Annotated in this window: 24 protein-coding genes and 7 tRNA genes; 20 read left to right on the forward strand and 11 right to left on the reverse strand. The window is 72.9% G+C overall.

The features are described from left to right. Positions 1 to 12 precede the first annotated feature (12 nt). From RCO28_RS11765 to RCO28_RS11795, 7 genes are all read left to right on the forward strand, one after another. Positions 13 to 846 (forward strand): MetQ/NlpA family ABC transporter substrate-binding protein, encoded by an 834-nt coding sequence (locus RCO28_RS11765; RefSeq protein WP_308940993.1) that lies wholly within the window; start codon positions 13 to 15, stop codon positions 844 to 846. Between the two features lie 154 nt (positions 847 to 1,000). Continuing rightward, positions 1,001 to 1,648 (forward strand): GNAT family N-acetyltransferase, encoded by a 648-nt coding sequence (locus RCO28_RS11770; protein ID WP_308940994.1) that lies wholly within the window; start codon positions 1,001 to 1,003, stop codon positions 1,646 to 1,648. A gap of 146 nt (positions 1,649 to 1,794) precedes the next feature. Beyond that, positions 1,795 to 3,012 (forward strand): precorrin-6y C5,15-methyltransferase (decarboxylating) subunit CbiE, encoded by a 1,218-nt coding sequence (cbiE, locus tag RCO28_RS11775; RefSeq protein ID WP_308940995.1) that lies wholly within the window; start codon positions 1,795 to 1,797, stop codon positions 3,010 to 3,012. A gap of 376 nt (positions 3,013 to 3,388) precedes the next feature. Further along, positions 3,389 to 7,123, forward strand: coding sequence for a nicotinate-nucleotide--dimethylbenzimidazole phosphoribosyltransferase (gene cobT, locus RCO28_RS11780; protein WP_308940996.1), 3,735 nt, complete (start codon positions 3,389 to 3,391; stop codon positions 7,121 to 7,123). Between the two features lie 250 nt (positions 7,124 to 7,373). After that, on the forward strand, positions 7,374 to 8,603 hold the full coding sequence (cobA, locus tag RCO28_RS11785) for a uroporphyrinogen-III C-methyltransferase (RefSeq protein ID WP_308940997.1): 1,230 nt from the start codon (positions 7,374 to 7,376) through the stop codon (positions 8,601 to 8,603). Between the two features lie 86 nt (positions 8,604 to 8,689). Next, positions 8,690 to 9,508, forward strand: coding sequence for an RNA methyltransferase (locus RCO28_RS11790; RefSeq protein ID WP_308940998.1), 819 nt, complete (start codon positions 8,690 to 8,692; stop codon positions 9,506 to 9,508). 35 nt (positions 9,509 to 9,543) lie between these two features. After that, a complete protein-coding gene (locus tag RCO28_RS11795; RefSeq protein WP_308940999.1) occupies positions 9,544 to 10,017 on the forward strand; it encodes a hypothetical protein in 474 nt (157 codons plus the stop codon). Positions 10,018 to 10,030: 13 nt separating this feature from the next. Here the strand turns inward: RCO28_RS11795 and RCO28_RS11800 are convergent, their stop codons facing one another. Beyond that, positions 10,031 to 11,398 carry a protein kinase gene (locus RCO28_RS11800; RefSeq protein WP_374991151.1) on the reverse strand — a complete coding sequence of 456 codons (1,368 nt, stop codon included), beginning with the start codon at positions 11,396 to 11,398 and terminating at the stop codon, positions 10,031 to 10,033. A gap of 211 nt (positions 11,399 to 11,609) precedes the next feature. On the opposite strand from RCO28_RS11800, the gene RCO28_RS11805 reads away from it, so the two are divergent. The 4 genes from RCO28_RS11805 (at position 11,610) to RCO28_RS11820 (ending at position 13,839) form a co-directional block, all read left to right on the forward strand. After that, positions 11,610 to 11,888: a hypothetical protein gene (locus tag RCO28_RS11805; RefSeq protein WP_308941001.1), complete on the forward strand. Its 279-nt coding sequence runs from the start codon at positions 11,610 to 11,612 to the stop codon at positions 11,886 to 11,888. 188 nt (positions 11,889 to 12,076) lie between these two features. Next, positions 12,077 to 12,283 (forward strand): hypothetical protein, encoded by a 207-nt coding sequence (locus RCO28_RS11810; protein ID WP_308941002.1) that lies wholly within the window; start codon positions 12,077 to 12,079, stop codon positions 12,281 to 12,283. Between the two features lie 223 nt (positions 12,284 to 12,506). Further along, entirely contained in the window at positions 12,507 to 13,463 is a 957-nt protein-coding gene (locus tag RCO28_RS11815) for an aminoglycoside phosphotransferase family protein (protein WP_308941003.1), read from the forward strand. Between the two features lie 70 nt (positions 13,464 to 13,533). Then, positions 13,534 to 13,839, forward strand: a complete 306-nt coding sequence (locus RCO28_RS11820; RefSeq protein ID WP_308941004.1) for a zf-TFIIB domain-containing protein — start codon at positions 13,534 to 13,536, stop codon at positions 13,837 to 13,839. Positions 13,840 to 13,966: 127 nt separating this feature from the next. Here the strand turns inward: RCO28_RS11820 and RCO28_RS11825 are convergent. From RCO28_RS11825 to RCO28_RS11845, 5 genes are all read right to left on the reverse strand, one after another. Beyond that, positions 13,967 to 14,038, reverse strand: a tRNA-Val gene (locus RCO28_RS11825). A gap of 35 nt (positions 14,039 to 14,073) precedes the next feature. Continuing rightward, a tRNA-Val gene (locus RCO28_RS11830) sits at positions 14,074 to 14,145 on the reverse strand. 33 nt (positions 14,146 to 14,178) lie between these two features. Then, positions 14,179 to 14,250: transfer RNA gene (locus RCO28_RS11835), tRNA-Val, on the reverse strand. Position 14,251: 1 nt separating this feature from the next. Next, positions 14,252 to 14,325, reverse strand: a tRNA-Cys gene (locus tag RCO28_RS11840). A 37-nt stretch (positions 14,326 to 14,362) separates the two neighbouring features. Continuing rightward, positions 14,363 to 14,435, reverse strand: a tRNA-Gly gene (locus tag RCO28_RS11845). A gap of 163 nt (positions 14,436 to 14,598) precedes the next feature. On the opposite strand from RCO28_RS11845, the gene RCO28_RS11850 reads away from it, so the two are divergent. The 3 genes from RCO28_RS11850 (at position 14,599) to RCO28_RS11860 (ending at position 17,352) form a co-directional block, all read left to right on the forward strand. Next, positions 14,599 to 15,645 carry a chorismate-binding protein gene (locus RCO28_RS11850; protein ID WP_308941242.1) on the forward strand — a complete coding sequence of 349 codons (1,047 nt, stop codon included), beginning with the start codon at positions 14,599 to 14,601 and terminating at the stop codon, positions 15,643 to 15,645. Further along, positions 15,642 to 16,463 (forward strand): aminodeoxychorismate lyase, encoded by an 822-nt coding sequence (locus RCO28_RS11855; protein WP_308941005.1) that lies wholly within the window; start codon positions 15,642 to 15,644, stop codon positions 16,461 to 16,463. Before RCO28_RS11850 ends, RCO28_RS11855 begins: the two co-directional genes overlap by 4 nt. Before the next feature lie 61 nt (positions 16,464 to 16,524). Next, complete coding sequence (locus tag RCO28_RS11860; RefSeq protein WP_308941006.1) at positions 16,525 to 17,352, forward strand: GNAT family N-acetyltransferase; 828 nt, start codon at positions 16,525 to 16,527, stop codon at positions 17,350 to 17,352. A 30-nt stretch (positions 17,353 to 17,382) separates the two neighbouring features. On the opposite strand, the gene RCO28_RS11865 is transcribed toward RCO28_RS11860, so the two are convergent. Further along, on the reverse strand, positions 17,383 to 17,901 hold the full coding sequence (locus tag RCO28_RS11865) for a DsbA family protein (protein ID WP_308941007.1): 519 nt from the start codon (positions 17,899 to 17,901) through the stop codon (positions 17,383 to 17,385). A gap of 184 nt (positions 17,902 to 18,085) precedes the next feature. Between RCO28_RS11865 and RCO28_RS11870 the strand changes: the two genes are divergently transcribed. Both RCO28_RS11870 and RCO28_RS11875 read left to right on the forward strand, forming a co-directional pair. Further along, positions 18,086 to 18,523 carry a hypothetical protein gene (locus RCO28_RS11870; RefSeq protein WP_308941243.1) on the forward strand — a complete coding sequence of 146 codons (438 nt, stop codon included), beginning with the start codon at positions 18,086 to 18,088 and terminating at the stop codon, positions 18,521 to 18,523. Positions 18,524 to 18,619: 96 nt separating this feature from the next. After that, the gene (locus RCO28_RS11875) at positions 18,620 to 18,772 is read left to right on the forward strand and encodes a hypothetical protein (RefSeq protein WP_282536130.1); all 153 of its coding nucleotides are present in this window, start codon (positions 18,620 to 18,622) and stop codon (positions 18,770 to 18,772) included. 24 nt (positions 18,773 to 18,796) lie between these two features. On the opposite strand, the gene RCO28_RS11880 is transcribed toward RCO28_RS11875, so the two are convergent. Beyond that, entirely contained in the window at positions 18,797 to 19,357 is a 561-nt protein-coding gene (locus RCO28_RS11880; RefSeq protein WP_308941008.1) for a CGNR zinc finger domain-containing protein, read from the reverse strand. A 197-nt stretch (positions 19,358 to 19,554) separates the two neighbouring features. Continuing rightward, the gene (locus tag RCO28_RS11885; RefSeq protein ID WP_003959770.1) at positions 19,555 to 19,968 is read right to left on the reverse strand and encodes an SsgA family sporulation/cell division regulator; all 414 of its coding nucleotides are present in this window, start codon (positions 19,966 to 19,968) and stop codon (positions 19,555 to 19,557) included. A gap of 189 nt (positions 19,969 to 20,157) precedes the next feature. On the opposite strand from RCO28_RS11885, the gene RCO28_RS11890 reads away from it, so the two are divergent. Then, positions 20,158 to 20,598 (forward strand): TIGR02611 family protein, encoded by a 441-nt coding sequence (locus RCO28_RS11890; protein ID WP_308941009.1) that lies wholly within the window; start codon positions 20,158 to 20,160, stop codon positions 20,596 to 20,598. Positions 20,599 to 20,661: 63 nt separating this feature from the next. After that, positions 20,662 to 20,733: transfer RNA gene (locus RCO28_RS11895), tRNA-Val, on the forward strand. Positions 20,734 to 20,801: 68 nt separating this feature from the next. Here the strand turns inward: RCO28_RS11895 and RCO28_RS11900 are convergent. Next, positions 20,802 to 23,243 carry an SCO7613 C-terminal domain-containing membrane protein gene (locus tag RCO28_RS11900; RefSeq protein ID WP_308941010.1) on the reverse strand — a complete coding sequence of 814 codons (2,442 nt, stop codon included), beginning with the start codon at positions 23,241 to 23,243 and terminating at the stop codon, positions 20,802 to 20,804. A 92-nt stretch (positions 23,244 to 23,335) separates the two neighbouring features. Here RCO28_RS11900 and RCO28_RS11905 point away from each other — a divergent pair, with 92 nt between their 5' ends. After that, positions 23,336 to 23,782 carry an SRPBCC family protein gene (locus RCO28_RS11905; RefSeq protein WP_308941011.1) on the forward strand — a complete coding sequence of 149 codons (447 nt, stop codon included), beginning with the start codon at positions 23,336 to 23,338 and terminating at the stop codon, positions 23,780 to 23,782. 108 nt (positions 23,783 to 23,890) lie between these two features. Continuing rightward, positions 23,891 to 23,962 (forward strand) — tRNA-Val (locus RCO28_RS11910). Between the two features lie 119 nt (positions 23,963 to 24,081). Here the strand turns inward: RCO28_RS11910 and RCO28_RS11915 are convergent. After that, complete coding sequence (locus RCO28_RS11915; protein WP_282536125.1) at positions 24,082 to 24,807, reverse strand: 3'-5' exonuclease; 726 nt, start codon at positions 24,805 to 24,807, stop codon at positions 24,082 to 24,084. Positions 24,808 to 25,084 lie beyond the last annotated feature (277 nt).

The following is a 25,084-nucleotide window of genomic DNA, read 5'->3' on the forward strand; positions in this document are numbered from 1 at the left end:
CACGGAACGACCATGCGCACCCGCACCCTGCCCCTCGCCGTCCTCGCCGGAGCCCTCGCGCTCGGCCTGACGGCCTGCGGCACCGGCGGCTCGGGCTCCGGCTCCGACGACAAGAGCGGCCCGCTCGTCGTCGGGGCCACCCCGACCCCGGCCGGTGAAGTCCTCACGTACGTACAGCAGAAGCTGGCGAAGAAGGCCGGACTCGACCTGGAGATCAAGGAGTTCACGGACTACGTCCTGCCGAACACCGCGCTCCAGGACGGCACCCTCGGCGCCAACCTGTACCAGCACAAGCCCTACCTCGACGACTTCAACGAGTCCAAGGGCACCACCCTGAGCGCGGTCACCGAGGTGTACCTGCCGCCCATGGGCCTCTACTCCGAGAAGGTCAAGCGCCCTGGTGAGCTGAAGAAGGGCGCCACGATCGCGCTGCCCAACGACACCACCAACGAGGGCCGGGCGCTCGAACTCCTCGCCTCCGAGGGCCTGATCGAGCTCAAGAAGGACGCGGGCGCCGACGCGAGCCCCGAGGACGTCGCGAAGAACCCCAAGGGCCTCACCTTCAAGGAGATCGAACCGGCCCAGCTGCCGCGCTCGTTGAAGGACGTCGACGCGGCGATCATCAACAACAACTACGCGCTCGACGCCGGGCTCAGCCCCAAGAAGGACGCCATCCTCCTTGAGTCCGTCGAGGGCAACCCGTACAACAACGTCCTCGCCGTCAAGAAGGGCGACGAGGACGACCCGAGGGTCAAGAAGCTCGCGAAGCTGCTGACTTCGCCCGAGGTGAAGCAGTTCATCGAGGAGAAGTACCAGGGCTCGGTCCTGCCGGTCACCGCGAACTGAACAGCAACTGACCCACCCTCACGTACCACGGGGCCCGTACCTGCCAAGGTACGGGCCCCGTAGTGCAGTTCGGTGGGTGCATGCTGCATGCTGGGCACTTCGGCAGCAGACCAGCAGTGGTTCGGCGGCAGACCAGTAGTGACGGAGCGGCACGATGACTACGGCCAACTCGATGTTCCCGGACATCTCCATCAGCACGGAACGCCTCGTGCTGCGCCCGTTCGAGGAAGCGGACGTCGACGGCCTCACCGAGATGATGAACGACGAGTACGTCGTCGCCTGGACCACCGCCCCGCAGCCGTACACCGAGGCCGACGCCCGCGCCTGGGTCACCGAACTCGCCCCCGCCGAGCGCACCGAGGGCCGCGGCATCGTCTTCGCCGTCACCGAGTTCCTCACCCAGCGCCTCGTCGGCCTCGTGCATCTGCGGCACACCGACTGGCGGGTCCGCGCCAGCGAGATCGCTTACGTCGTCGCCCCCTGGGCCCGCGGCGAGGGATACGCGTCGGAGGCCGCGCTCGCCGTCACCCAGTGGCTCTTCCGCGACCAGGGCTTCGAGCGCCTCGAACTGCGCACCGCCGCCGACAACGTCGCGTCCCAGCAGGTCGCCCAGAAGATCGGCTGCATCAGCGAGGGCATCCTGCGCGGCGCCTGCATAGCGCGTACGAGAGACGACGGCGGCGTCTGGAGCGACACCCGCACCGATCTGATCGTCTGGAGCCTGCTGCCCGAGGACCTCGACGGCATCGCCGACCAGCTGGCCGAGGCCTCCGGATACACCGCCTTCTCCGAGTGGAACTGACGCCTCAAGTCGCCCGGTCCCGCCCTGCCCCTACCGGCCCGGCCCGCCACGGATCCACCAGGTACGCTCACCAGGCCCGCCCCGTCCCTTCACGACCGGCGGCCGCCCACTGACGACCTGCGAGCACCCCCAGGAGACTGACGACGATGGCCGACCGGGTCACGGTGATCGGCTGGGACGGCTCGCCCCTGACGGAAGCGGCCCGCTCCGCACTCGGCGCCGCGACGCTCGTGGCGGGCGCCGCCCACCACCTGGCGCTGCCCGAAGTGCCCGCCCGCGCCGAGCGCATCCGGCTGGGCAGTGTCTCGCTCGCCGCCCGCCGTATCGCCGCCCACCGCGGCACCGCCGTCGTCCTCGCGGACGGCGACCCCGGCTTCTTCGGCGTCGTACGCACCCTGCGCGCCCCCGAACACGGCCTCGAGGTCGAGGTCGTCCCCGCCGTCTCCTCCGTCGCCCAGGCCTTCGCCCGCGCCGGCATGCCCTGGGACGACGCCCAGATCGTCGTCGCCCAGAGCCGCACCCTGCGCCGCGCGGTCAATGTGTGCCGCGCCCACACCAAGGTCGCCGTCCTCACCTCACCGGGCGCGGGCCCCGCCGAGCTCGCCCTGCTGCTGCAGGGAGTGCACCGCACCTTCGTGGTCTGCGAGGAGCTCGGCACCGACCGCGAACGCGTCTCCGTACTCACCTCCGACAAGGCCGCCGACGTCTCCTGGCGCGACCCCAACGTCGTCATCGTCATCGGCGGAACCGTCGGCCAGGACCACACCTGGATCGCCGGCCGCGACCCCGCCGCCCGCCCCCGCGGCTGGGCCCTGCCCGCGGACGCCTACGGCGAGGACGGGCCCGGCGAGGGCGAGAACGACCGCCTCCGCGCGGCCCAACTCGCCCGCCTGGGACCGCGCGTGGGCGACCTGGTCTGGGACATCGGCTCCGGCAGCGGCGCCTTCGCCGTCGAGGCCGCCCGGTTCGGCGCCGCCGTCATCGCCGTCGACCGGGACATCGCCGCCTGCGCCCAGACCGACCGCAACGCCCGCCGCTTCGGCGTCCCGCTGCAGATCCTCCGCGGCTCGGCCCCGCACGTACTGGAGGACCTGCCCGAGCCCGATGTCGTACGCGTCGGGGGCGGCGGCGCCGCCGTGGTCTCCGCCGTCGCCGACCGCAGGCCCGAACGGATCGTCACCCACGCCTCCACGCGTGACGAGGCCGAGTTGATCGGCCGCGACCTCACCGAGCACGGGTACGTCGTGGAGTGCGCGCTCCTGCAGACCGTCGAACTCGATACGCGCGCCTGGACGGAACGCGAACGCGCGGTCGCCTTCCTGATCTGCGGAGAGTTGGAAGCGCGCGGCGAGTCGCCCCGCTGACGAGGGGCACCGGGTGGTATCGCGCCCCGTGACCTTGCGACCCCGCCGCGCGCGGTAGGCTGGCCGATCGTTGTACCGCTCCCGGACGTTCGTCGGTTCGTACGTCAATGTCCGGAAGACGTGCCCGGTTTGAGGCGTGTGTGGTACGGCGTGGATCGGAGGACGCGCGACGTGGCGTAGTCCACAGCGGGCCGTGGCGGATCTTGGCGACACGGCGGTGGTCCGACCGCGAGAATGCCTGTGGCGTCAGACGCCAAGGGTGGGTACGCGGCCGTTCCGTGCCGCGCGGCGCGCACGCTCGTTCTTGTCCATGGGCGGTTGCCGCCGCCACGGGCGAGCCGGCCGAAGGAGAACGACCGATGGGCGAGGGGTACGCATGACCGACACCGGCCAGGTTCCGGGCGAGGGACTGCCTTCGAGCGCAGGCACGGTGGACCAGCCGGGCGTTCCCGCACCCGGCGCGTACACCTACCTCGACCCCGCCGGCACCACCACCGAGGACGACGACCTGCTCTTCATGCCGGGCGCCCAGGGCGCCTGGACCGAGGGCCAGCCCGGCTACGCGCCGGAGGCCGCGGGCTTCGACCAGCCCCAGGCTCCGGGATACGAACAGGCCGCGGCCCCCGCCGAGTCGCTCCCGTACGAGCAGGCTCCGCAGGTGATGGGCGGACAGCAGCCGCTGCAGATGCCGTACGAGCAGCAGGCCATGTCGTACGAGCAGCAGGCCTCGCAGGTGCAGTACGAGCAGCAGGCCGTGGTGCAGGAGGTGTTGGCCCCCGAGGCTCAGGGGCAGGCACAGGCTCAGGCCGTGCCGCAGGCGGCGGTGGCTCAGGACCTTGCCCAGCACGCACCGGCCCAGGAGGCCGTGGCGCAGGTGCCCGGTCCGCACGAGATGTCCGGCCGCGACAGCGGTTCGGTGAACCTCGCGGACGTACGGCTGCCCGGCCCCGCCTCCGCACAGCACGGCGGTACGCACGGCGGACAGCAGCTCGCGTCGGCGCAGTCCAACGGCCACGGCCGCCGTCCGCTGCACCTGGGCCCGCCCGCCCCGGCCGCCACCGCGAGCCCGGTCCGCTCCCTCGCCGACCGCGGCCCGGCCACCGCCACTCCGCCGCACCCGGTGCAGGTGCAGGACTCCGGGCAGACCCTCGCCGGTCCCGAGTACCTGGACGTGCCGCGCGCCGAGAACGGGGTGCCGCAGGAGCCGCAGCTCGGCGAGATCCCGCTCCAGGGCGCGATGCCGTGGTCCCCGCAGCCGCCGCAGGGCCCGCAGTCTCCGCAGGGCCCGCAGTCTCCGGAGGTCCCTCAGGCCCCGGAGGTCCCTCAGGCCCCGGGTGCAGAAACGGTCGTCCCGGAGGCGGTCCCCGTCGCCCCCGTCGCGGGTCAGGCCGTGCCCGAGCCCGTACAGCCTTCTCCCGCCGCGGGTACGCCGGTGCCTCCGGCCCCGCAGCCGATGTCAACCGGCCCTGGCGAGCTGCCTGTTGAGGCGCAGCCGGTCGGCGAGTTCGTGCCGGTGGAGGGCTCCATCCCGTCCACTCCGCACCTCGCCCCGACCCCGCCCCAGCCACTGCGGATCCCGCAGGAGGAGGAGCCGGGCCAGACCCCGGAGCAGCTGGCCCCGGAGCAGCCGGAGTCGGAACAGCAGGAGCCGGAGGCCTCCCAGGTCCCCGCGCCCCGCGACGGCGAGAACGCGGCGCCGGACGCCGCCGCCACCCCCCAGCACATGCACGAAGCGGAAGCCGAGACAGAGATCAAGACCGAGCCCGCCACCGAGCCCACGGCAGTCGAACAGCCCGCACCCGCCCCGGAAGCGGAAGTCGCACCGGACAGCGAGACAGCGCCCGCTGCCGAGGCCCCGGCCGAGGAGCCCGCCCTCCAGGCCGCCGAGCCGGAGGCCGAGGCGCAGCCTGCCCCGGAGGCCAAGGCCGCCCCCGAGCCGCAGGCGCAGCCCGAGCAGCAGCCTCAGCCCGTACCGGAGGCGCAGTCCGTACCGGAGGCGCAGCCCCTCGCCGCCGAACCGCAGCCCGAGGCCGCACCTGAGCCCGAGCAGGCCCCCGCCCCTGAGCAGGCCCCCGAGCCCGTCGAGCTGACCGAAGCGGCCGAGGCCACGGACATCAACGAACTCGTCGAGGTCACCGAGGCCGACGACGCCGTCGCCGAGCCCGAGCCCGCCGTCGCGCCCGAGGCCCAGCCCGTACTCGCGGAAGCCCCGGAGGCAGAGGCAACCGAACCGGCTCGCGAGGCCGAGGCCGAAGTCGAGGCCGAGGAGATTCAGCCGACCGAACCGACCGAACCGACTGAGCAGTCCGCAGAGGTCGAAGCCGCCGCCGAGGAGGCCACCCCCGCCCCGGAGGCCCCCTCCACCGAGATCCCCGCAGCCGCCCCCGCTCCCGCCTACGACGACGCCGAGCGCGAGGCCGTCCTGCGCGTGATGCGCGAGCGCCGCGACATCCGCAACGGCTTCCGCAGCGACCCGATCCCGCACGACGTGCTGCTCCGTGTCCTGGAGGCCGCCCACACGGCGCCGTCCGTCGGCCACTCGCAGCCCTGGGACTTCGTCGTCATCCGCTCCGCCGAAACCCGGCGCACGATGCACGAACTGGCCATGCGGCAGAAGGACGCGTACGCCAAGTCCCTGCCCAAGGGCCGCGCGAAGCAGTTCAAGGAACTGAAGATCGAGGCCATCCTCGACACCCCGGTGAACATCGTCGTCACCGCCGACCCCACCCGCGGCGGCCGCCACACTCTCGGCCGCCACACCCAGCCGCAGATGGCTCCGTACTCCTCCGCGCTCGCGGTCGAGAACCTGTGGCTCGCGGCCCGAGCCGAGGGCCTCGGCGTCGGCTGGGTCAGCTTCTTCGACGAGCGCGAGATGGTCCGTACGCTCGGGCTGCCCGAACACCTCGAAGTCGTCGCGTACTTGTGCGTCGGATACGTCGACGAGTTCCCGGACGAGCCCGAGCTGATGCAGGCAGGCTGGTCCAAGCGCCGCCCGCTGTCCTGGGTCGTGCACGAGGAGACGTACGGCCGCCGCGCCCTGCCCGGCGAGGAGCCGCACGACCTGCTCGCCGACACCGTCGCCAACATCCGTCCCCTCGACGCCAAGGCGCTCGGTGAGGCGTGGGAGCGGCAGAAGCGGATGACGAAGCCCGCGGGCGCCCTCGGCATGCTGGAGATCATCTCCGCGCAGCTGGCCGGGCTCTCGCGGATGTGCCCGCCGCCCATCCCGGAGCCCGCCGCGGTGGCGATCTTCGCGGGCGACCACGGCGTGCACGCCCAGGGCGTCACCCCCTGGCCGCAGGAGGTCACCGGCCAGATGGTCGCCAACTTCCTCGGCGGCGGCGCGGTCTGCAACGCGTTCGCCAATCAGGTGGGCGCCGAGGTGTGCATCATCGACGTGGGCGTCGCCTCCGATCTGCCCGCGACGCCCGGCCTCCTGCCGCGCAAGGTCCGCGCCGGCACCGCCGACATGACCACAGGCCCCGCGCTCACCCGCGAGGAGGTCAAGGAGGCCATCGAGGTCGGCATCGACACCGCCCGTGACCTCGTGGCCGCCGGCAACAAGGCGCTGCTCACCGGCGAGATGGGCATCGCCAACACCACGGCGTCCGCCGCCCTGATCTCGGTGTACACGGGCGCAGACCCGGCCGAGGTCACCGGACGCGGCACCGGCGTCAACGACGAGACACTGGCCCGTAAGACCGATGTCGTACGCCGGGCCCTGGAGCTGCACCAGCCCGACCCGGCCGACCCGATCGGCGTCCTCGCGGCCATCGGCGGCCTCGAACACGCCGCCATGGTCGGCCTGTTGCTGGGCGGCGCCTCGCTGCGCACCCCGGTGATCCTGGACGGCGTCAGCGCCGGAGCGGCCGCCCTGGTCGCCCGCGCCGTCGCGCCCGAGGTCCTCGCCGCCTGCATCGCCGGTCACCGCAGCGCCGAGCCCGGCCATGTCGCGGCCCTCAACAAGCTGGGCCTGCGCCCGCTCGTCGACCTCGACCTGCGCCTCGGCGAGGGCACGGGCGCGCTCCTCGCGCTCCCGATCGTCCAGTCGGCGGCCCGCGCCATGCACGAGGTGGCGACGTTCGACTCGGCCGGGGTCACGGAGAAGTGAATCAGCCCGTCTGGGGCACCTCCCAGCGGTAGCTGGGGGAGATTGAGGACAGAGGCCGAAGGCCGATTCGGGGGTCCGGGACGAAGCCCCCGAGGCTGTCCGCCAGGACTTCAGGGAAGGGGCGGGGAGGGGAAAGAACCCCCCGCCGCCCCACGCCGTACCCTGTACCCGCACCACAAATCCCCACGTCAGACCCGTGCCGCTCCACCGCCGCAGCGGCGCACGCCCTCCGCATGAGGAGCCGCAGCACATGGCTGAACACCCCGCCTACCCCGTAGGACTCCGCCTCTCCGGCCGCCGCGTGGTCGTACTCGGCGGCGGCTCGGTCGCCCAGCGCCGCCTCCCGGCCCTGATCGCTGCGGGCGCCGACGTCCACCTCGTGTCGCCGTCCGCGACGCCCTCGGTCGAGGCGATGGCCGACTCCGGCGAGATCACCTGGCACCGCCGGCCCTACGCGGCGGGAGACCTCGCCGACACCTGGTACGCCCTGATCGCCACCAGCGACCACGCCGCCAACGAGGCCGCGTCCGCGGAGGGCGAGGCGGGCCGCGTCTGGTGCGTACGCTCCGACGACGCCACAGCCGCCACCGCCTGGACCCCGGCCACCGGCCACTCCGACGGCGTCACCGTGGCCGTCCTCGGCGACTCCCCGGACCCGCGCCGCACCGCCGCGATCCGCGACACCGTCGTCGAGGGCCTGCGCGACGGCACGCTCGTCGCCCCGCACCACCGCCCGCACGCCCCTAGCGTCGCCCTCGTCGGCGGCGGGCCCGGCGATCCGGACCTGATCACGGTCCGCGGCCGCCGCCTGCTCGCCCAGGCCGACGTGGTCATCGCCGACCGGCTCGGCCCGCGCGACCTGCTCAACGAACTCCCGCCGCACGTCGAGGTGATCGACGCGGCGAAGATCCCGTACGGCCGGTTCATGGCGCAGGAGGCGATCAACAACGCGCTGATCGAGCACGCCAAGGCCGGCAAGTCCGTCGTACGTCTGAAGGGCGGCGACCCGTTCGTGTTCGGGCGCGGCATGGAGGAGGCGCAGGCGCTGGCCGAGGTGGGCATCGCCTGCACGGTCGTGCCGGGCATCTCCAGCTCCATCAGCGTGCCGGGCGCGGCGGGCATCCCCGTCACGCACCGCGGCGTCGCGCACGAGTTCACCGTCGTCTCCGGCCATGTGGCGCCCGACGACGAGCGCTCCCTGGTCGACTGGGCGGCGCTCGCCCGGCTGCGCGGCACCCTCGTCGTCCTCATGGGGGTCGACAAGATCGGCAAGATCGCCGAGGCCCTGATCGCCAACGGCCGCGCCCCCGAGACCCCCGTCGCCCTCGTCCAGGAGGGCACGACTGCGACCCAGCGCCGCGTCGACGCCACCTTGGCCACGGTCGGAGAGACGGTCACCGCCGAGGACGTGCGCCCGCCCGCGGTCATCGTGATCGGCGAGGTCGTGGGCGTCGGTGTCCCGTCGAAGCCCGAGGCGTGACCCCGGCGACCACCGATCTGTAACCTCGGGTAACTCTCTTCTCCCGAGCCGTTGGCACCACCCCTTGGACAAGGCAGTATCACCCTGTGGCTGATCTCATCACCGTCGACGACCCCGACGACCCGCGCCTGAGCGACTACATCGGCCTGACCGACGTGGAGCTGCGCCGCAGGCGCGAACCCGTCGAGGGCCTCTTCATCGCCGAGGGCGAGAAGGTCATCAGGCGCGCCCGGCACGCCGGTTACGAGATGCGCTCCATGCTGCTCTCGTCCAAGTGGGTCGACGTGATGCGCGACGTCATCGACGAGGTCCCGGCCCCCGTGTACGCGGTCAGCCCGGACCTTGCCGAGCGCGTCACCGGCTACCACGTGCACCGCGGCGCCCTCGCCTCCATGCAGCGCAAGCCGCTGCCCACGGCGGGCGAACTCCTCGCGGGCGCACGGCGCGTGGCCGTCATGGAGGCGGTCAACGACCACACCAACATCGGCGCGATCTTCCGCAGCGCCGCCGCCCTCGGCATCGACGCGGTCCTGCTCTCCCCGGACTGCGCCGACCCGCTGTACCGCCGCTCCGTCAAGGTCTCGATGGGCGCGGTCTTCTCGGTCCCGTACGCACGGCTCGAAGCCTGGCCGAAGAGGCTGGAGTCGGTCCGCGAGGCGGGCTTCAAGCTCCTCGCCCTCACCCCGGACGAGAAGGCCTCGACCCTCGACGACCTGGCCCCGCACCGCATGGACCGCGTGGCCCTGATGCTCGGCGCGGAGGGCGACGGCCTCTCCACCCAGGCCCTGGTCGCCGCCGACGAATGGGTCCGCATCCCGATGGCCCACGACGTCGACTCCCTCAACGTGGGCGCGGCGGCGGCGGTCGCGTTCTACGCGGTGACGACGGGCCGGCCCGAGAACTGAGGCCCAGGGCCCGTCTCGGGGGAGGGGAGCGCGGCGTGGACACCGCAGTCCTGGAACGGCTGCTCGACGACACCTTCGACCACGCCGTCGTGCACCACGGCTACACCACCTACCTGCGCGACTACGAAGTCGCCATCCACGCCACCGCCGACCCCCGCACCGGCATCGAACCGGCCTGTCTGCGCTACCTGTTCAGATACTGCGTCAAGGCCCACTGCACCTCGACGGTGGCACCCGAGACCTGGGCCGTCTCCCTGGACGACCGCCTCACCGACCACGAGAGCGCCGCCGACCTCGACGGATACGTCTGGGGCGTGAACTGCCACAGCCTGTACCCCGGCGCGCGCCTGCTCCCCGAGTCGGAGGCCACCCGCCGCTGGTCACAGGCGCTCGGGATCGACTTCCACGAGGTCTGCATCGAGACCGACGCCCACCGGATCACACTGCTCTTCTCGGAGCTGCAGGTGAGCGAAGTCCCGGTCGGATACGCCCCGTTCGTGACGGACTAGCGTTCCGCAGAGATCAGGAAGACGGGCTGCCGGAGCCCACGGCCGCAGCACCCGCCGCCGGGGCCCCGAGCTCCACCCGCTCCGCGGCACCGCCCCGTACACCCGGCCCGTCCTGCAAGGAGATCCGCGGCAACCCCTGCGCGGGCCCCTGGCAGCCCTGTGCCGCCGCGATGCCCAGGGCGACGAGCAGCGTCACGACCACGAACACGATCAGCCGCTGCCGCAGCAGCCGCGGGTTGGCGGGGCCGCGACGCCCGGTGCCCGTGGTGCGCGGCGGCGCCGTACGCCCGCCGTTGCTGCGCGGCGCGGGCCTGCTCCCGGACCGCCCACCCGTACGCGAGGGCCCCGGGCCCCGGCCCGCGCGCGAACCGTTGGTCCGGGACGGCGGGGGAGTGGTGGGCGCCCGCCGGGTGCGCTGCGCGGCGTGGTCGGCGGCGCGGTCCGGGCGCTGCTGCTCGGCGAGCCGGCCGGACGTACGCTCGACGGGCCGCTCGCCCGGACGGTCGGCGGTGCGCCGCGGCGCGGGCGGACGCGCATCCACGGCACCGAGCCCCTGCGCCTCCCGGGCCGCGATCTCCTTGAGCCGCAGGGAGAGTTGCAGCGTGCTCGGCCGCTCCTCCGGATCCTTCGCGAGGCAGGCCCGGACGAGCGGAGCAAGCGCGTCCGGCACCCCGGCCAGCTGCGCCTCCTCGTGCACCACGCGGTACAGCATCACCTCGGAACTCCCGTGCCCGAAGGGCGAGTCACCCATCGCCGCGTACGCGAGCGTCGCCCCGAGCGAGAACACATCCGTCGCCGGGGTCACCGCGGCCCCGCGCACCTGCTCGGGCGCGAGGAAGCCGGGTGAGCCGACGGCCGTGCCCACATGGGTCAGCGTGGAGGCGCCCGTCGCCCAGGCGATGCCGAAGTCGATGATCCGCGGACCCTTGGGCGAGAGCAGGATGTTGGACGGCTTGAGGTCACGGTGGACGACACCCGCCTCGTGCACCGCGACCAGGCCCTCGGAGAGCGCGGAGCCCACGGACGCCACCTCGGCGGCGGTCAACGGGCCGTCCTCCGCCACCTTGTCGTGCAGCGAGGGCCCCGGTACGTACTGCGTCGCGAACCACGGCCGGTCCGCCTCCAGGTCGGCGGCGACCAGACGGGCCGTACAGCCGCCCCTGATCCGGCGCGCGGCGGACACCTCGCGCGCGAACCGCGACCGGAACTCCTGGTCCTCGGCCAGATCGGGCCGGATCACCTTCAGGGCGACCCGCTGGCCGCGCCGGTCGGAGCCGAGGTAGACGACGCCCATGCCGCCCGCGCCGAGCCGCCGGTGCAGCCGGAACGAGCCGACGACACGCGGATCCTCGCGCCGGAGCCGCATCATCGCCATCCGAATCCCTGCCGCCTCGTCACCTGTTGCCCTGACCAATTGACGTGCCACAGCTTACGTATCCGCGCCCGCGTGCGCTCATAGGCCGCGCCTTCGCGGCCAGGTCGATTGTCAGTGCCGGGTGGGAAAATCGAAGCGTGGTCAGGAGAGTTGGCCGCCGGGGCAGTTGGGCCTGCGGCGGACCTCAACGCACCGTCGCACAAGGGGGATTGACGCCATGAAGGGTGACCGGGTCGAGATAGTGGTGGACGCCGGAGACACGACAAGGACGTACGAGGTGGTGGCGAGCCGAGCCGGCCGCCGGGTGGAGACCAGCGTCCGCAGGGGAGTGGTGGAAGTGAGCGAAGTCACGCGCAACGGCACCGCGGTGCGCACGGCCCGCTTCATGGCGGCCCGCGTGCTCGCCCTCGTCGAACAGCCCGTCCCGCGCGAGGACACATCCGAGACAGAGGAAGGCCGATCCGCCCGCCCCCTCCGGGAAGACCCCAGGTCCTAGACCCCCATCTCCACCCAGGGGAGTACGAATCACGTCCCCGGGTCATCCTGCGGGAGGCCCGCCAATCGGTACGAGGGCATGACGTCACGGCCCGCTCCCGCCCCTAGATTTGAGGTCAAGCGGCGGGTGCAGCACTCGTCCCCCGAGGTCAAGCACCCGCCGCTGCCAGAGACGACAGGAGAGGGACCATGGCGGACACGGCAGCGCGGACAGTCCTCCGCACGCAGGGACGCAAGGCTTACGCCGCGTTCGGCGGCCGCCGTTCCGGCACCCGTCACCCCTTGGTGGCGACGGCCATGGTGCTTCCCCTGGCGGCCCTGCTCGTAGTCGTCTTCGGCGGCTGGGAAGCAGTGGTCACACAAGCGTCGTCCGTGGGCGTGATGCTGGGGCGCTGAGCGGCACCCCAGGCCCGGAAGAGCGGTCCGGGCGGGGACATCCGGCCATGAAACCCCGTGGGGACGGGGGTGCGGCGGACGGCACCGAAATGCCCGCGCAGCTGGGGAGCTGCGCGGGCATTTTCCTGTCCGGGGGACAGGGACGATCTGCCCGGACGTCGGCGTAGGCTCGCAGGTCGGCGCGCTCGACCGCGCCGCGCCAGGGCAGACCACAGGGGGATCCGTGAGCACTTCCGTCACGCGGGCGCTGACCGCCACCGCCAGAACGGCGGCCCACGGCCCGTATGCGGAGTGCGCCTGCCCCGCCCGCCCCACGGTCCTCGCCGACCGCGACGACGGCACCGTCGTACGCCACGGCGCCACCGTCGCGAAGGCCCACGCCCGGGACGCCGACCGCCCCCGGCTCGCGACCCGCCTCGCCGTCGCCGCCCACCCCGCCCTGTCCGACGTCCTGCTCGCCCCGCTGAACCTCCCCGCCACCGAACTCGACGGCCGCCCGGTCACGTTCTGGCCGTACGGCACCCCCCTGGACCCCGACGCTCCGCAGTCCGCGCCCTGGGAAGAGGTCGGCGCACTCCTCGCCCGCCTGCACGCCACCCCTGTCGAGGCCCTGCCCGGCCCTCTCCCGGCGATGCGCGGCCCGCACAAGGCCGCCCTGGCCGTGTCCCGGATGCGCCGCGCCCGCCCGCCCGAGCCGGTCGCCGCCGTCGTCGAACGCGCCTGGTCCGCCCTGCCGCCCTGGGCCCGCGCCGAGTCCGCACCGCCAGGACCGGCCCACCTCTGCCACGGCGACCTGCACCTCGGCCAACTCGTCCGGCACCCGGGCGCGCACGGTCGCTGGCTCCTCATCGACGTGGACGACCTGGGCCTCGGCAACCCGGCCTGGGACCTGGCCCGCCCCGCGGCCTGGTTCGCGGCCGGACTGCTCGCCCCCGAGGAATGGCTGCGCTTCATCGGGGCCTACGCGGCGGCAGCGGGCCCGGCCGTCCCCTCCGAGACGGACCCCTGGCCCGTACTCGACGTCCCCGCGCGTGCCCTCACCGTCCAGACCGCGGCCCTCGCCGTGGCCAAGGCGACCGTCGCACGCCGTGATCTCGACGAGATAGAGCTGGCCCTCCTCGACGCCTGCGACCGAATGGCCGCCGTACCGCCGGAGTTGCCCGCCGAGGCCGCCAAGTAGGGTTTCCACCAAGGCGACCGGGCACCGGTCCCGGTGAAGCAGTCCCGACCGGCGAGGAGTTGAGCCGACGATGCAGTGTCCCAAGTGCCGTGCACCCATGCAGACGTACAACCGCAACGGCGTCCAGATAGAGCAGTGCAACGGCTGCCGGGGGATCTTCCTCGACTACGGCGAGCTGGAGGCCCTGACCCGCCTGGAGTCGCAGTGGGCCCAGCAGGCCCCGCCCGCGGCCCCGCCGGCCGCCCCGGCCCCGGCGCCCGCCCCGCAGGCCTACCCGGCCGCGCAGCCCCCGGCCTGGGGCGCCCCGCACCCGGGCCACGGCCACCACGGCCACTACCGGCAGAAGAGCTTCGGCCGGATGCTGTTCTCGTCCTGACGCTCGGGAGGGCTCGGGCACACCGCCCGAGCCCCAGCGTCCCCGGACACCCGTACAAGAGAGCCCCTTGCGCCCGTACGAGCACGAAGAAGCCCCCGACCAGAAGGCCGGGGGCTTCAACTACGCGTGGACGATACTGGGATTGAACCAGTGACCTCTTCCGTGTCAGGGAAGCGCTCTCCCGCTGAGCTAATCGTCCTCGAGACCATGAACCCGGAGGTCATGGGCGTTGCGTGCGCGATACTGGGATTGAACCAGTGACCTCTTCCGTGTCAGGGAAGCGCTCTCCCGCTGAGCTAATCGCGCGGAGCCCGTGCAGCGTACAGGAGTACCGGGCAGTGGACGATACTGGGATTGAACCAGTGACCTCTTCCGTGTCAGGGAAGCGCTCTCCCGCTGAGCTAATCGTCCTTGGAGGTGGAGACGGGATTTGAACCCGTGTAGACGGCTTTGCAGGCCGTTGCCTCGCCTCTCGGCCACTCCACCAGGAGCGTGGGAGTTCGGGAAGATCCCCCACATCCTGAGCGGACGACCAGGTTCGAACTGGCGACCTCAACCTTGGCAAGGTTGCGCTCTACCAACTGAGCTACGTCCGCTTGCTCTCCGAGGCGCTTGGCGCGTCCCGGCGACGTGTTGAACTCTAGCGGATTCCGGGCCAGGTACAAAAATGCGTTTGCGCAGCGTGCTGCGCTGCCACCCGGCCCGGGGCGGTCCGCGGCACGCCGCCATAGACTCGCAGCCGTGCACAACGCCCCGTCCATGCTCTCGCCGTACCCCCCGATGGCACGTTTCGGCAGCCTGGTGGCCACCGACCTGCGTGATGTCACCAGCGACCCCACGGCCCTCGACTCCTCCGGCTTCTGGGCCGTGACCGCGGACTTCGAAGGGCGCCTCGTCTGCGCCCGCTTCGACCGCGTACGCGAGGAACCCGTGCCGCTCCCGGCGCCCGGCCGCTGGCACGGCCCGGCCGCCGGCGACTGGACGACATCGCTCGACCGCGCCGCGTACACGGCGGGTGTACGCCGCATCCGCGAACACATCGCGGCCGGCGAGGTCTACCAGGCCAACCTCTGCCGCGTGCTCTCCGCGCCGCTCCCGCAGGACGCCGACGTGGACGCCCTCACCGCCCTCCTCGCCCGCGGCAACCCCGCCCCTTACGCGGGCACGATCCGCATACCCGGGCACGGCGTCGAGATAGCCACCGCCTCGCCCGAACTCTTCCTGCGCAGGCGCGGGAAGATCGTCGAGTCCGGGCCGATCAAGGGCACCGGGCGGACCGAGGCCGATCTGCTCGACAAGGACCACGCCGAGAACGTGATGATCGTCGACCTGGTCCGCAACGACCTGGGACGGGTCTGCGCCACCGGCTCCGTGACCGTCCCCGAACTCTGCGTCGTCGAGAAGCACCCCGGCCTCGTGCACCTCGTCTCCACGGTCCGCGGAGAGATCGCCGAGGGCGCCGGCTGGGCGGAGCTGCTCGCCGCGACCTTCCCGCCCGGTTCCGTCACCGGGGCCCCCAAGTCCAGCGCGCTGCGGATCATCGACGCCCTGGAGACCGCGCCCCGAGGCCCGTACTGCGGCGGCATCGGCTGGGTCGACGCGGACCGCGGCACCGGCGAACTGGCCGTCGGCATCCGCACCTTCTGGGCCGACCGCGCCGACGGCGTGCTCCGCTTCGGTACCGGCGCCGGCATCACCTGGGGCTCCGACCCCGAGCGCGAGTGGCGGGAGACCGAGCTCAAGGCGGCGCGACTGCTCGCGGTAGCGTCGGGAACGTACGACGCACTAGGAGGAAGCCTCACGTGAAGATCTGGCTCAACGGCGGGCTGCAGGAGCTCGACACGGCACGGGTGTCGGTCCTCGACCACGGACTGACCGTGGGCGACGGCGTCTTCGAGACGCTCAAGGCCACCGAGGGACGGGCCTTCGCGCTCACCCGCCACCTCGACCGCCTCGCCCGCTCCGCACGCGGACTCGGCCTGCCCGAGCCCGACCTCGACGAGGTGCGCCGCGCCTGCGCCGCCGTGCTCGAGGCCAATCCGATGCCGCTCGGCCGGCTGCGCATCACGTACACCGGTGGCCTCTCGCCGCTCGGCTCCGACCGGGGCGATCAGGGCCAGACCCTCGTCGTCGCGCTCGGTGAGACGGACCGCCGCCCGGACAGCACCGCGGTGATCACCGTGCCCTGGACGCGCAACGAACGCGGCGCGCTCACCGGCCTGAAGACCACCTCGTACGCGGAGAACGTGGTCGCACTCGCGCGGGCGAGCGAAGCGGGGGCCAGCGAGGCGCTGTTCGCGAACACCGTGGGGCAGCTCTGCGAGGGCACCGGCTCCAACGTCTTCGTCGTGCTCGACGGCGAGATCCACACCCCGCCCGTCGCCTCCGGCTGCCTCGCCGGGATCACCCGTGCCCTGGCCGTCGAGTGGACCGGCGCCCGCGAGAGCGACCTGCCGCTCGACGTGCTCGACCGCGCCGACGAGGTGTTCCTGACGTCCACGCTCCGTGACGTCCAGGCCGTCCACCGCGTCGACGACCGTCAACTCCCGGGCGTCCCGGGCCCGGTGACCGCCAAGGCCATGCGGATCTTCGACGAGCGCTCGGGCGCCGACCTCGACCCGTGAGCGGACCCGCCGCGTCCCAAATCGGATGACGAAGGGCCCGGCAGCGGGTAGAAACCCCGTGATGACCACGACTCTGCGGCCGACCGGGCCGATCCAGCGCGATACGGACGGAGTGCGTTCACGCACCTACCAGGTGTGCGTGAACAGCCGCCCCGTGGGCACCACCGAGATCGCCACGCACGCCGTCTTCGGCCCCACCGTGGGCCACCTCCGGTACCTCGCGATCGACGAGCCGGACCGGCGCCGCGGCCGCGGCACGGTCGCCGCGCTCGCCGCCGAGGAGGTGCTGCGCGGCTGGGGCTGCACCCGTGTCGAGGCGGCGGTCCCGGCCGCGGCCCCGGCGGCCCTGAGCCTCGCCACGGCCCTCGGGTACGTGGAGCGCAACCGCCGCATGGCCAAGCCGCTCCCCGCCGCGGGACCGCCCGGACTCCCGCCGGGCAGCACGGCACGGCCGATGTCCGACTCCGAGTACGTGCCGTGGCTGACCCACGCCAAGGCCTCGTACGCACGCACCTGGATCGACCGCGGCGTCCCCGAGGACCAGGCCCGCGCCAAGTCCGACGACGACCACGCCCGCCTCCTGCCGGACGGCCCGGCCACGCCCGGCATGCTCCTGCACGTCCTCGCGCACGAGGGAGCGGACGTCGGCACGCTGTGGCTGGCGCTGCAGGACGACGGCGCGTTCGTCTTCGACGTCGAGGTGTACGAGCGGCACCGCGGGCACGGTCACGGCCGCTCGCTGATGCTCCTCGCCGAGCGCGAGGCCGCCCGCGAGGGCGCGAGCACCATCGGCCTGAACGTCTTCGCGGGCAACACCCCGGCCCTGCGCCTGTACGAGTCGCTCGACTACCAGCCGCTCTCGTACTACCTCTACAAACCCCTGCTCTGACTCAGGGGCCGCCGGCGGTCCGGAGCCAGGTCAGTCGGCGAGCAGCCGGTCGACGATCTCCTCGATCCGCTCCCGCAGCCCGTCCTGGCTCTTCCCGCCGTCGAGCCGCTCGCCGTCGATGACGTACGTGGGGGTGCCGGTGACGCCGATCGCCTTGCCCTCGGCCTGGTCGGCGTCGACGATCAGGATGTGCCGGCCGTCGATCAGCGCGGTGTCCAACTCCTCGGCGTCCAGGCCGATTTCGCGGGCCACGTCGATGAGCAGCGCCTCACCCTTGCGGTCGAACTCCTCGACGCGGGCGAGCACGGCCTCCACATACGGCCAGGCCTGGCCCTGCTCCGCGGCCTCCTCGGCGGCCTGGGCGGCGGCGAAGGCGTGCTTGTGCTTCTCCAGCGGGAAGTGCCGCAGCCGCAGTTCGAGCCGGTCGCCGTAGCGGGCGCGCAGGGCGCGGACGTCGTCGAGGGCGGAGCGGCAGTCGGGGCACTGGAGCTCGCACCAGATGTCGAGGACGGGGCGGGCGGCGGGTTCGAGGGGAGAGGAGTCGCTCATGGGGACAGTCTCACAGGAGTGCCGCAAGGCCCCCAACCCGGACCTGACCCCGACCCGACCCGGACCTTCGGAGGAGGCGAACCCGGAGATCTCCCTGAGGTCCGGCCGGATCGTGGCCCCGAGGACCCCGGCCGGTGCACGATGGAGGGAGGACGTGACCCCGAGACCCCCGCTGGAGGACCGGATGCTTGCCGAGACCATCTGCTCCGCCGTGTCCGCGGCAGGCCTGGGCATCGCCGCGATCACCGCGTACCGCAAGCGTTTCCTGACCGCGACCCGCATCGCGGCGTACTCGCTCGTGCCGATCGGCCTGGTCCTGACGGGGGCCGTGGAGTGGGTCTCCGACCTGGTCTTCAAGCCGAGCACCTGGATCGGCGTCGGACTGCTCGGGATCGCCTGGGCGCTGTTCATGACGACGCGCGCGGTGGAGCGCCGCAGAGCCGTGCGCACCACCCAGGAGGACGCCGTGGCCCCGCAGGCCTCCGCCCCCTCCCTCGGCGCCGGCCGTACGGCGGCGACGCCCACCCCGAAGCGCAAGGAGAAGCATCCCAAGCCCGGATCCGCCGCACCGGCGGAGGACTTCTCGGACATCGAAGCGATTCTGAAGAAGCACGGCATCTGAGAGCCGCCTCGAAAACCACGTGATCCGGCGAACTCCCGCTCCAGCCGGGCGTGTTGATCCTGCCCCCGCCCTGCCCTGCGCCATCATCGCCGCGAGATGCAGGAAACACCCCGGGGCCAGGTCCCCGCACCCACGTCCGAGCCGCGAGGCTGTCTCTTCGCGCTCTCCCAGCCGCCCCTGATGATCTTCCTCGGGGTGATCGGCTGCCTCCTCCTGGCGGCGGCGATGCACGACCTCTACTTCTTGTGAATCCCCGCCGCTCCCGGTGGCCTCTCAGCCCGCCGCGGCCTCCTTGCGCCGGGCCCGGTACGCGGCGACGTGCAGGCGGTTGCCGCAGGTCCGGCTGTCGCAGTAGCGCCGGGAGCGGTTGCGGGACAGGTCGACGAAGGCGTGCCGGCAGTCCGGCGCCTCGCACCGGCGCAGCCGTTCCTGCTCCCCGGCGACGATGAAGAAGGCGAGCGCCATCCCGCCGTCGGCGGCGAGATGGTCGGCGACGGAGGCACCGGGCGCGAAGTAGTGCACGTGCCAGTCGTAACCGTCGTGGTCGGTCAGCCGCGGGGTGGTGCCGGCCGCGGCGACCAGGTCGTTGATGGTCCGTGCCGCCGCATGTGCGTCGGCCGCCTCGAAGACCTCGCCGAACCGGGCTCGCACGCCCCGGACCGCCGCCAGGTCGCCCTCGGTCAGCCGCCCGACGTCGCTGATGGCATGCGCGCGTACGAAGGTGTCGAGGGCCGCGATGTCCGGGAGCCCGTCGGGGCTGTCGTCCTCCGGCGAGGAGTTCACCAGTGCGCACACCGCATCGAGTGCGCACCGGGTGTCGTGGGTGATCAGCACGAATCGCTCCCTGGCCTTGGGTCGGGCGGGCGCCCGCTGATGCTGGCCGATGCTAGCGGCTCGACTCGAACACATCGGCGCCGCCGCTGCGGGCGAACCCACGGCGACGGCGCCGAACACTGCCGTGATGCGGTTGTCGAGGCCCGCGCCGTCGCCCCGAGTCGGACGGCTACGGGCTGCTTTGTTGTCGGGCCTCGTCAGCTCTCGGCGAGGATGTGGGAGAGCTCCGTGTCGAGGTCGAAGTGGCGGTGTTCGGTGCCTGGCGGCACCGCGGCATCCGTTCGCTTCAGGAAGGACTCCAGGGCCCGCGCCGGGGCCTCGAGCAGAGCCTCGCCCTCCGGGGAGCTCAGGGCGATGCAGACGACGCCCTGACCGTGACTGCGGGATGGCCAGACACGGACGTCGCCGGTGCCCGTGGGCCTGTGCAGGCCCTCCGCGAGAAGGTCGCGGGCGAAGACCCACTCGACCGTCTCTTCGGCTCCGGTGTGGAAGGTGGCGTGCACGGCGTAGGGATCGGCCGTGTCATACCGCAGTCCTGCGGGTACAGGGAGTGAGGACTCGCTCGACACAACGAGGCGCAGGTGCAGCTCGCAGCTGACCGTGGTGTTCATAAGCGCCAGGGCCTTTCGCTCAGTGTGCGCTCGGGGATTCGCACGTCGGCGAAATCGACATGCCACCTACGGTGCCGTTGTAAACCCCTCTGAGGGATTTGAGCGGCTTTCGGTAGCTCGTACAGCCGTCGGGTCGTTCGTTCATACGTCCATTCCGGTGACGCGTTCCTGTCCGGTAATGTCGGCTGCATGAATACGGGGAGTGACGAGCGCAGCGAGGTGGAGTCCGCCGGCAAGGCGGCCGACTCGCAGGACGAGCAGGGGCTCGGGTCCAAGGCGCCGAAGTTCATCAAGAGTCGTCGTGCGCTGCACCTGAGTTGGCAGGTCGGCGTGTTCGTCGTGGGCCTGGCCGTCGTGGTCGCGGGCATCATCATGCTGCCGCTGCCGGGGCCCGGCTGGGTCGTGATCTTCTGTGGCATGGCGATCTGGGCGACGGAGTTCGTCTGGGCGCAGCTGGTCCTGCGCTGGACCAAGCGCAAGGTGACGGAGGCGGCACAGCGCGCACTCGATCCCAAGGTGCGCAGACGGAACATCATCCTGACGTCGATCGGCCTCGTGATCATCGGCGTCCTGCTCGGGATCTACGTCTGGAAGTTCGGCATCGTCATGCCGTGGAAGATCAACGAGTGACGGAACTCCTTGCAGGCGTGGTCCAAGGCCCGTCTGAAGTGCGGTAATGTTCTCCGTGCGCCCGGGCGATTAGCTCAGTGGGAGAGCGCTTCGTTCACACCGAAGAGGTCACTGGTTCGAACCCAGTATCGCCCACCCGGCCGAAGGTCCGTGAGACATCTCGTCTCACGGACCTTCGTCGTTTCCCGCCGTTCGCGGCGGCCTCAGTGCATGCGCCCCAGGGCGTCCCGCAGCCGTCGGGCGTCGCGCAGGCGCTGTTCGTACGTGGCGCCCACGCCGAGGAGCAGCAGTCCGGCCAGGGCCGGGGGCAGCCAGCGGGGGAGTGCGCCGACGACCTGGACCACGTACGGGGCGAGCTCGTGCGTCGCGACCAGGGCGAGCACCGTGCCGCCGAGGGCCAGCGGGGCCTGGAGGCGGTGGTGGGCGCCGAGCAGGGTGAGCGCCAGGGCGGCGAGCCCGAGCAGCAGCGGGCGCAGCCAGTGCGGGTCGGACCAGGCGGCGATCAGGCTCGGCAGCAGGGTGGCGGCCAGGCCCGGTCCGTACGTGGACCACGAGGACGCCTCACGGTCCTTGCGGCGGCGCAGGAACCCGACGGCGAGGGCCAGGGCCGTGACCGGCAGCGTGTACGCCTCAGGGGCCGTGACGTCCCAGGCGGCCAAGCGCACCCAGCAGGCCGCGGCGAACAGGGCGCCCGCGGCGTACGACACCGGGCGGCGGTCGGGGCGCAGGGCCGTGGCCGCCGCGATCACGCCGGACAGGGCGAGGGTGAGCGCCAGGCTCGGGGCGTGGCCGACGGAGAGGGCGATGGCCAGTCCGGCCGCCGCGGCGCCCGCGATCTCCAGGGGTACGGCGACGCGGAGCGTGCGCAGCCGGGCGGCGAGCAGCGCGGCGGCGACAGGTACCGCGAGGACCACGAGTGCCGTGCGGTGCGGCGGCAGGTCGAGGGCGGCCGGTGCGGCGACGGTGAGGGCCGTCGCCCAGAGCGTCGCGGCGCAGGCGAGGACCGCCCGGCGGGCGCCGTCGGCGTGCAGTGCGGCGGCGACCGCGCTGCCGGCGAGCAACACCGTGAGCACCATGAACGTCGCGGGCTGCGTGGCGAGGGACAGCAGGGCCGCGCACGCCGCCGAGGTGAGGCCGCAGCCGAGGAGGACCCACGCGAGGTGCGGCCGCGCCGACCGTGCCAGTGCGGTGGCCCATCCCAGGGACGCCAGGGCGAGCGCGGCGTGCGTGACGAGGGCGGCCGCGTAAGGGAGTTGGAGGGACAGCGGGAGGGTGGTGAGCGTGGACCAGAGGAGGGCCGGGGCAGCGCAGGCGGCCGTGGTGCTCCAGGCGCGCCGGGACTCGTCGGCCCGTATGAGGCGGTGCGCGGCCCAGGCGGTGGCGGCGAGCGCGAGCAGTGTCACCGGGACCGCCGGGCCCGCGGCGACCGGAGCGTCCAGGTACGCGAGCCGCGGCGGGCCCGCCCACGTCCGGTCCGCCCAGCGCGCCAGTCCCGCGACGGAGAGGACCAGGTTCGGCAGGGCCCACAGCAGCGCGACGCCGATGGGCGCCGCGGCGGCCCCGGCCAGGCCGCGGCGTACGGGGAGCGGAAGTCGGGTGCGTACGACCGTCAACAGGGCGATGCCGCACAGGAGATGGGCCGGGACCGTCCACGTGTCCGGGACGGCCGTGCGCAGGGCGCCGCCGGTGGCGAGGACCGTGGCAAGGCCCGCGACGGCGGCGCAGGTCGCGGCCAGGGGAGCGTGGGGTGTGGGCAGGGCCGCGCCCAGGGCGATCGCCGCGGCCGCAAGGAGCAGCACGCCCGCACGCGCGGCCTCGGCCGGGTCGGAGGCCGTCCAGGACAGGCCGGTCGCCGTCGTCAGGGCGATGAGGCCGAGGAGTGCGGCGGCGCCGCCGGCCGTGGCGCGGACGGACGTGCGCGTGACCAGCAGGGCGAGGGCCGTGTCGGCGGCGACAGTGGCGAGCAGGGCCACGGTCAGGGTGTGCGCTCCCGCGTCTGCCGCCAACGCGCCGAGGAACAGCGGGAGTTGGGCCGCGGCGACGGCGGCGGGGAGTGGTGCGTGCAGCCGGGGCAGTGCCGTTCCGTACGCGGCCCAGACGGCGGCGAGTACGGCCGAGGCGATCGCCGTGTAGGCCGCGCCGTCCGCGTCCGGCACGGCGACGCGGTGCAGTGCGTACGCGTCGAGCACCGTCAGGACCAGGCCGAGCGCGGCCACCGCCTCGGCCGTCGCGGTGAGGCCGCGGCGCTGCAGCAGGACGGGCACGCCGAGCGCGGCCAGGGTTACCGCGCCGAGCACGGCCGAGCGGCCTCCGATGCCCATGTGACCCCAGCTGACCAGCGTGAACGCCAGCGCCGCGACGGTCAGCAGGAGGCCGCCGAGGACGAGCAGGACGTTCTGGACGCTCGGCGGGGACGACTCGGCGCGCGGGCGCGGCCCCCAGGCGGGCGGCGGACCGGAGGCGGGCGGCGGACCGGAGGCGGGCGGCGGACCGGCGGGCCGCACCGGCGTCGGGGGCTGCTGCTCGGCCAGGACCGAGACCAGCCAGGCCCGGCGGGCCAGCAACTGGGTGCGGCGCGCATCCAGTTGGACCAGCTCGCGGTCCAGGATGCGCAGCTCTTCGGCCGGTGGCGGAAAGGTGCTCATGGCTGCAGTGTGGTCCGCGTCACGGCGCCGGGCATGGGTGCACCTACTCAGTTCCGGCTGAGTAGGTGCCCGCCGTCCCGCAGACTCGGGGCATGGACTGGTGTCACTACCGCTTCCGCAGCGTCTGGAACGTGCCCGCGCGCCCCGAAGCGGTCTTCGCGGTGCTCGAGAACGCCGAGGAGTACCCGCGGTGGTGGCGGCAGGTGCGCGAGGTCGTCCCGATCGACGACCGCAGCGGCCGCGCCCGGTTCCGCTCCGTGCTGCCGTACGACCTTCGTGTCACCGCCCGCGAGCAGCGCCGCGATCCCGCCGGCGGGATCCTGGAGATCGGCATGACCGGCGACCTGGACGGCTGGGCGCGCTGGACGCTGACCCCGGCCGGCGGCGGCACCCGCGTGCTCTACGAGCAGGAGGTCGACGTGCGCCGTCCGTTGCTGCGGCGCTTCGCCGTGCCCGGGCGGCCGGTGTTCCTGCTCAACCACGCGCTGATGATGCGCTCGGGGCGGCGCGGACTGATCGGGCATCTCGGTACGACCTGACGGCGGGCGCCCGGCGTTCGCCGGAACGGCGTCCGGATCCGGTTCGATCGGCGTCCGGATCCGGTTTGGAGGAGGGGCGCCCGGGCCTGTATGGTTCAGTGCGTTCCCGGGCGATTAGCTCAGTGGGAGAGCGCTTCGTTCACACCGAAGAGGTCACTGGTTCGAACCCAGTATCGCCCACCGGGAAAGACCGGTCCGTCGCTGACGGGCCGGTCTTTTTGTGTGCGCCGAGCCCCTGTTCTTCGCGTACGACGCCAGGGCTTCTCTTCTCGTACGGGGCCGGTCCTCTCGTACGACTCTCAGGCCGCGGCCGGGAGTTCCGGGCGCAGCGGCCAGGCCGGGTCGACCGCCTCCGGGGTGCCGTTGCGCGTGAACCACGCCTGCAGGCCGCGCGCCTGGGCCGCGTGCCACACCGCCTGCAGGGCGTGCAGCTCGGCCGCCGAGAGGCGTTCGAGCCGGGCCGCGAAACGGCGCCCCACCGCGCGTACGACCTCGAGAGAGGCGAGTGCGTCGGCCGCAGCGTCGTGGGCGTCCGCCAGCTCCACCTCGTACTGCGCGCACAGGTCGGTGAGGGTGCGGCGCCCCTTGCGGTAGCGGTCCAGGTGTTTGTCCAGGACCCGGGGGTCGAGGACGCACATCGGGCGGCTCCCCAGGTAGTGCGAGAGCGACGACGCGCGGTGGCGGCGCAGCTCGCGGTCCAGGAGCGTCAGGTCGAACGGCGCGTTCATCACGACCAACGGCCGCCCCGCGGCGGTCAGATCGGCCAGCTCCCGGCCTATCTCCTCCATCACCGGCGCGGGCCAGCGGCCGTTGCGGTGCAGATGATCTTCCGTCAGGCCGTGTATCCGCGCGGCCTCTTCGGGTATCGGCACGCCCGGGTCGACCAGCCAGCGCGTCGCCCGCGCCCGGCCTCCCGGGGTGTCCTGGACGACGATCGCGGCCGACACGATGCGGTCGCTCTCCACGTCCACGCCCGTGGTCTCGGTGTCGAATGCGGCAAGTGGTCCCTCGTACCAGCACGTCATGGCGATGCAACTCCCTGTGTCCGCAGGGCAGTTCCGCGTGCGGCCCGCCCGCCGCCCACCCGTCGCCGGTGGCGCCCTCGGTCCTCGCGCCCCGCCTGCCTGCCCGAACTCGTGATACCCGGGCTGTTTGCCCGATACGCCCAGCGGTGACAACACAGGTGACGGACCGGTGAGTTGGGCGGTCCGGGGGTGTGTGACGCGCACTCCGCTCCGGCGTGCGCGGCGTACGCGCCCCGATGCTCCCCGACAACTCCCCGTCCCGAAAGGCTTGTTCGCC

Source organism: Streptomyces sp. LHD-70, assembly GCF_031157275.1.
In the GTDB taxonomy this organism is placed as follows: domain Bacteria; phylum Actinomycetota; class Actinomycetes; order Streptomycetales; family Streptomycetaceae; genus Streptomyces.

Coding starts and splice junctions, on each gene's coding strand:
- RCO28_RS11820 (WP_308941004.1), top strand. CDS start 13,534: ATGCAGTGTCCCAAGTGCCGTGCACCCATGCAGACGTACAACCGCAAC.
- RCO28_RS11890 (WP_308941009.1), top strand. CDS start 20,158: ATGAATACGGGGAGTGACGAGCGCAGCGAGGTGGAGTCCGCCGGCAAG.
- RCO28_RS11870 (WP_308941243.1), top strand. CDS start 18,086: ATGCTTGCCGAGACCATCTGCTCCGCCGTGTCCGCGGCAGGCCTGGGC.
- RCO28_RS11805 (WP_308941001.1), top strand. CDS start 11,610: ATGAAGGGTGACCGGGTCGAGATAGTGGTGGACGCCGGAGACACGACA.
- RCO28_RS11885 (WP_003959770.1), bottom strand. CDS start 19,968: ATGAACACCACGGTCAGCTGCGAGCTGCACCTGCGCCTCGTTGTGTCG.
- RCO28_RS11765 (WP_308940993.1), top strand. CDS start 13: ATGCGCACCCGCACCCTGCCCCTCGCCGTCCTCGCCGGAGCCCTCGCG.
- RCO28_RS11900 (WP_308941010.1), bottom strand. CDS start 23,243: ATGAGCACCTTTCCGCCACCGGCCGAAGAGCTGCGCATCCTGGACCGC.
- cobA (WP_308940997.1), top strand. CDS start 7,374: ATGGCTGAACACCCCGCCTACCCCGTAGGACTCCGCCTCTCCGGCCGC.
- cobT (WP_308940996.1), top strand. CDS start 3,389: ATGACCGACACCGGCCAGGTTCCGGGCGAGGGACTGCCTTCGAGCGCA.
- RCO28_RS11770 (WP_308940994.1), top strand. CDS start 1,001: ATGACTACGGCCAACTCGATGTTCCCGGACATCTCCATCAGCACGGAA.
- RCO28_RS11915 (WP_282536125.1), bottom strand. CDS start 24,807: ATGACGTGCTGGTACGAGGGACCACTTGCCGCATTCGACACCGAGACC.
- RCO28_RS11860 (WP_308941006.1), top strand. CDS start 16,525: ATGACCACGACTCTGCGGCCGACCGGGCCGATCCAGCGCGATACGGAC.
- RCO28_RS11875 (WP_282536130.1), top strand. CDS start 18,620: ATGCAGGAAACACCCCGGGGCCAGGTCCCCGCACCCACGTCCGAGCCG.
- RCO28_RS11905 (WP_308941011.1), top strand. CDS start 23,336: ATGGACTGGTGTCACTACCGCTTCCGCAGCGTCTGGAACGTGCCCGCG.
- cbiE (WP_308940995.1), top strand. CDS start 1,795: ATGGCCGACCGGGTCACGGTGATCGGCTGGGACGGCTCGCCCCTGACG.
- RCO28_RS11810 (WP_308941002.1), top strand. CDS start 12,077: ATGGCGGACACGGCAGCGCGGACAGTCCTCCGCACGCAGGGACGCAAG.
- RCO28_RS11850 (WP_308941242.1), top strand. CDS start 14,599: ATGCTCTCGCCGTACCCCCCGATGGCACGTTTCGGCAGCCTGGTGGCC.
- RCO28_RS11865 (WP_308941007.1), bottom strand. CDS start 17,901: ATGAGCGACTCCTCTCCCCTCGAACCCGCCGCCCGCCCCGTCCTCGAC.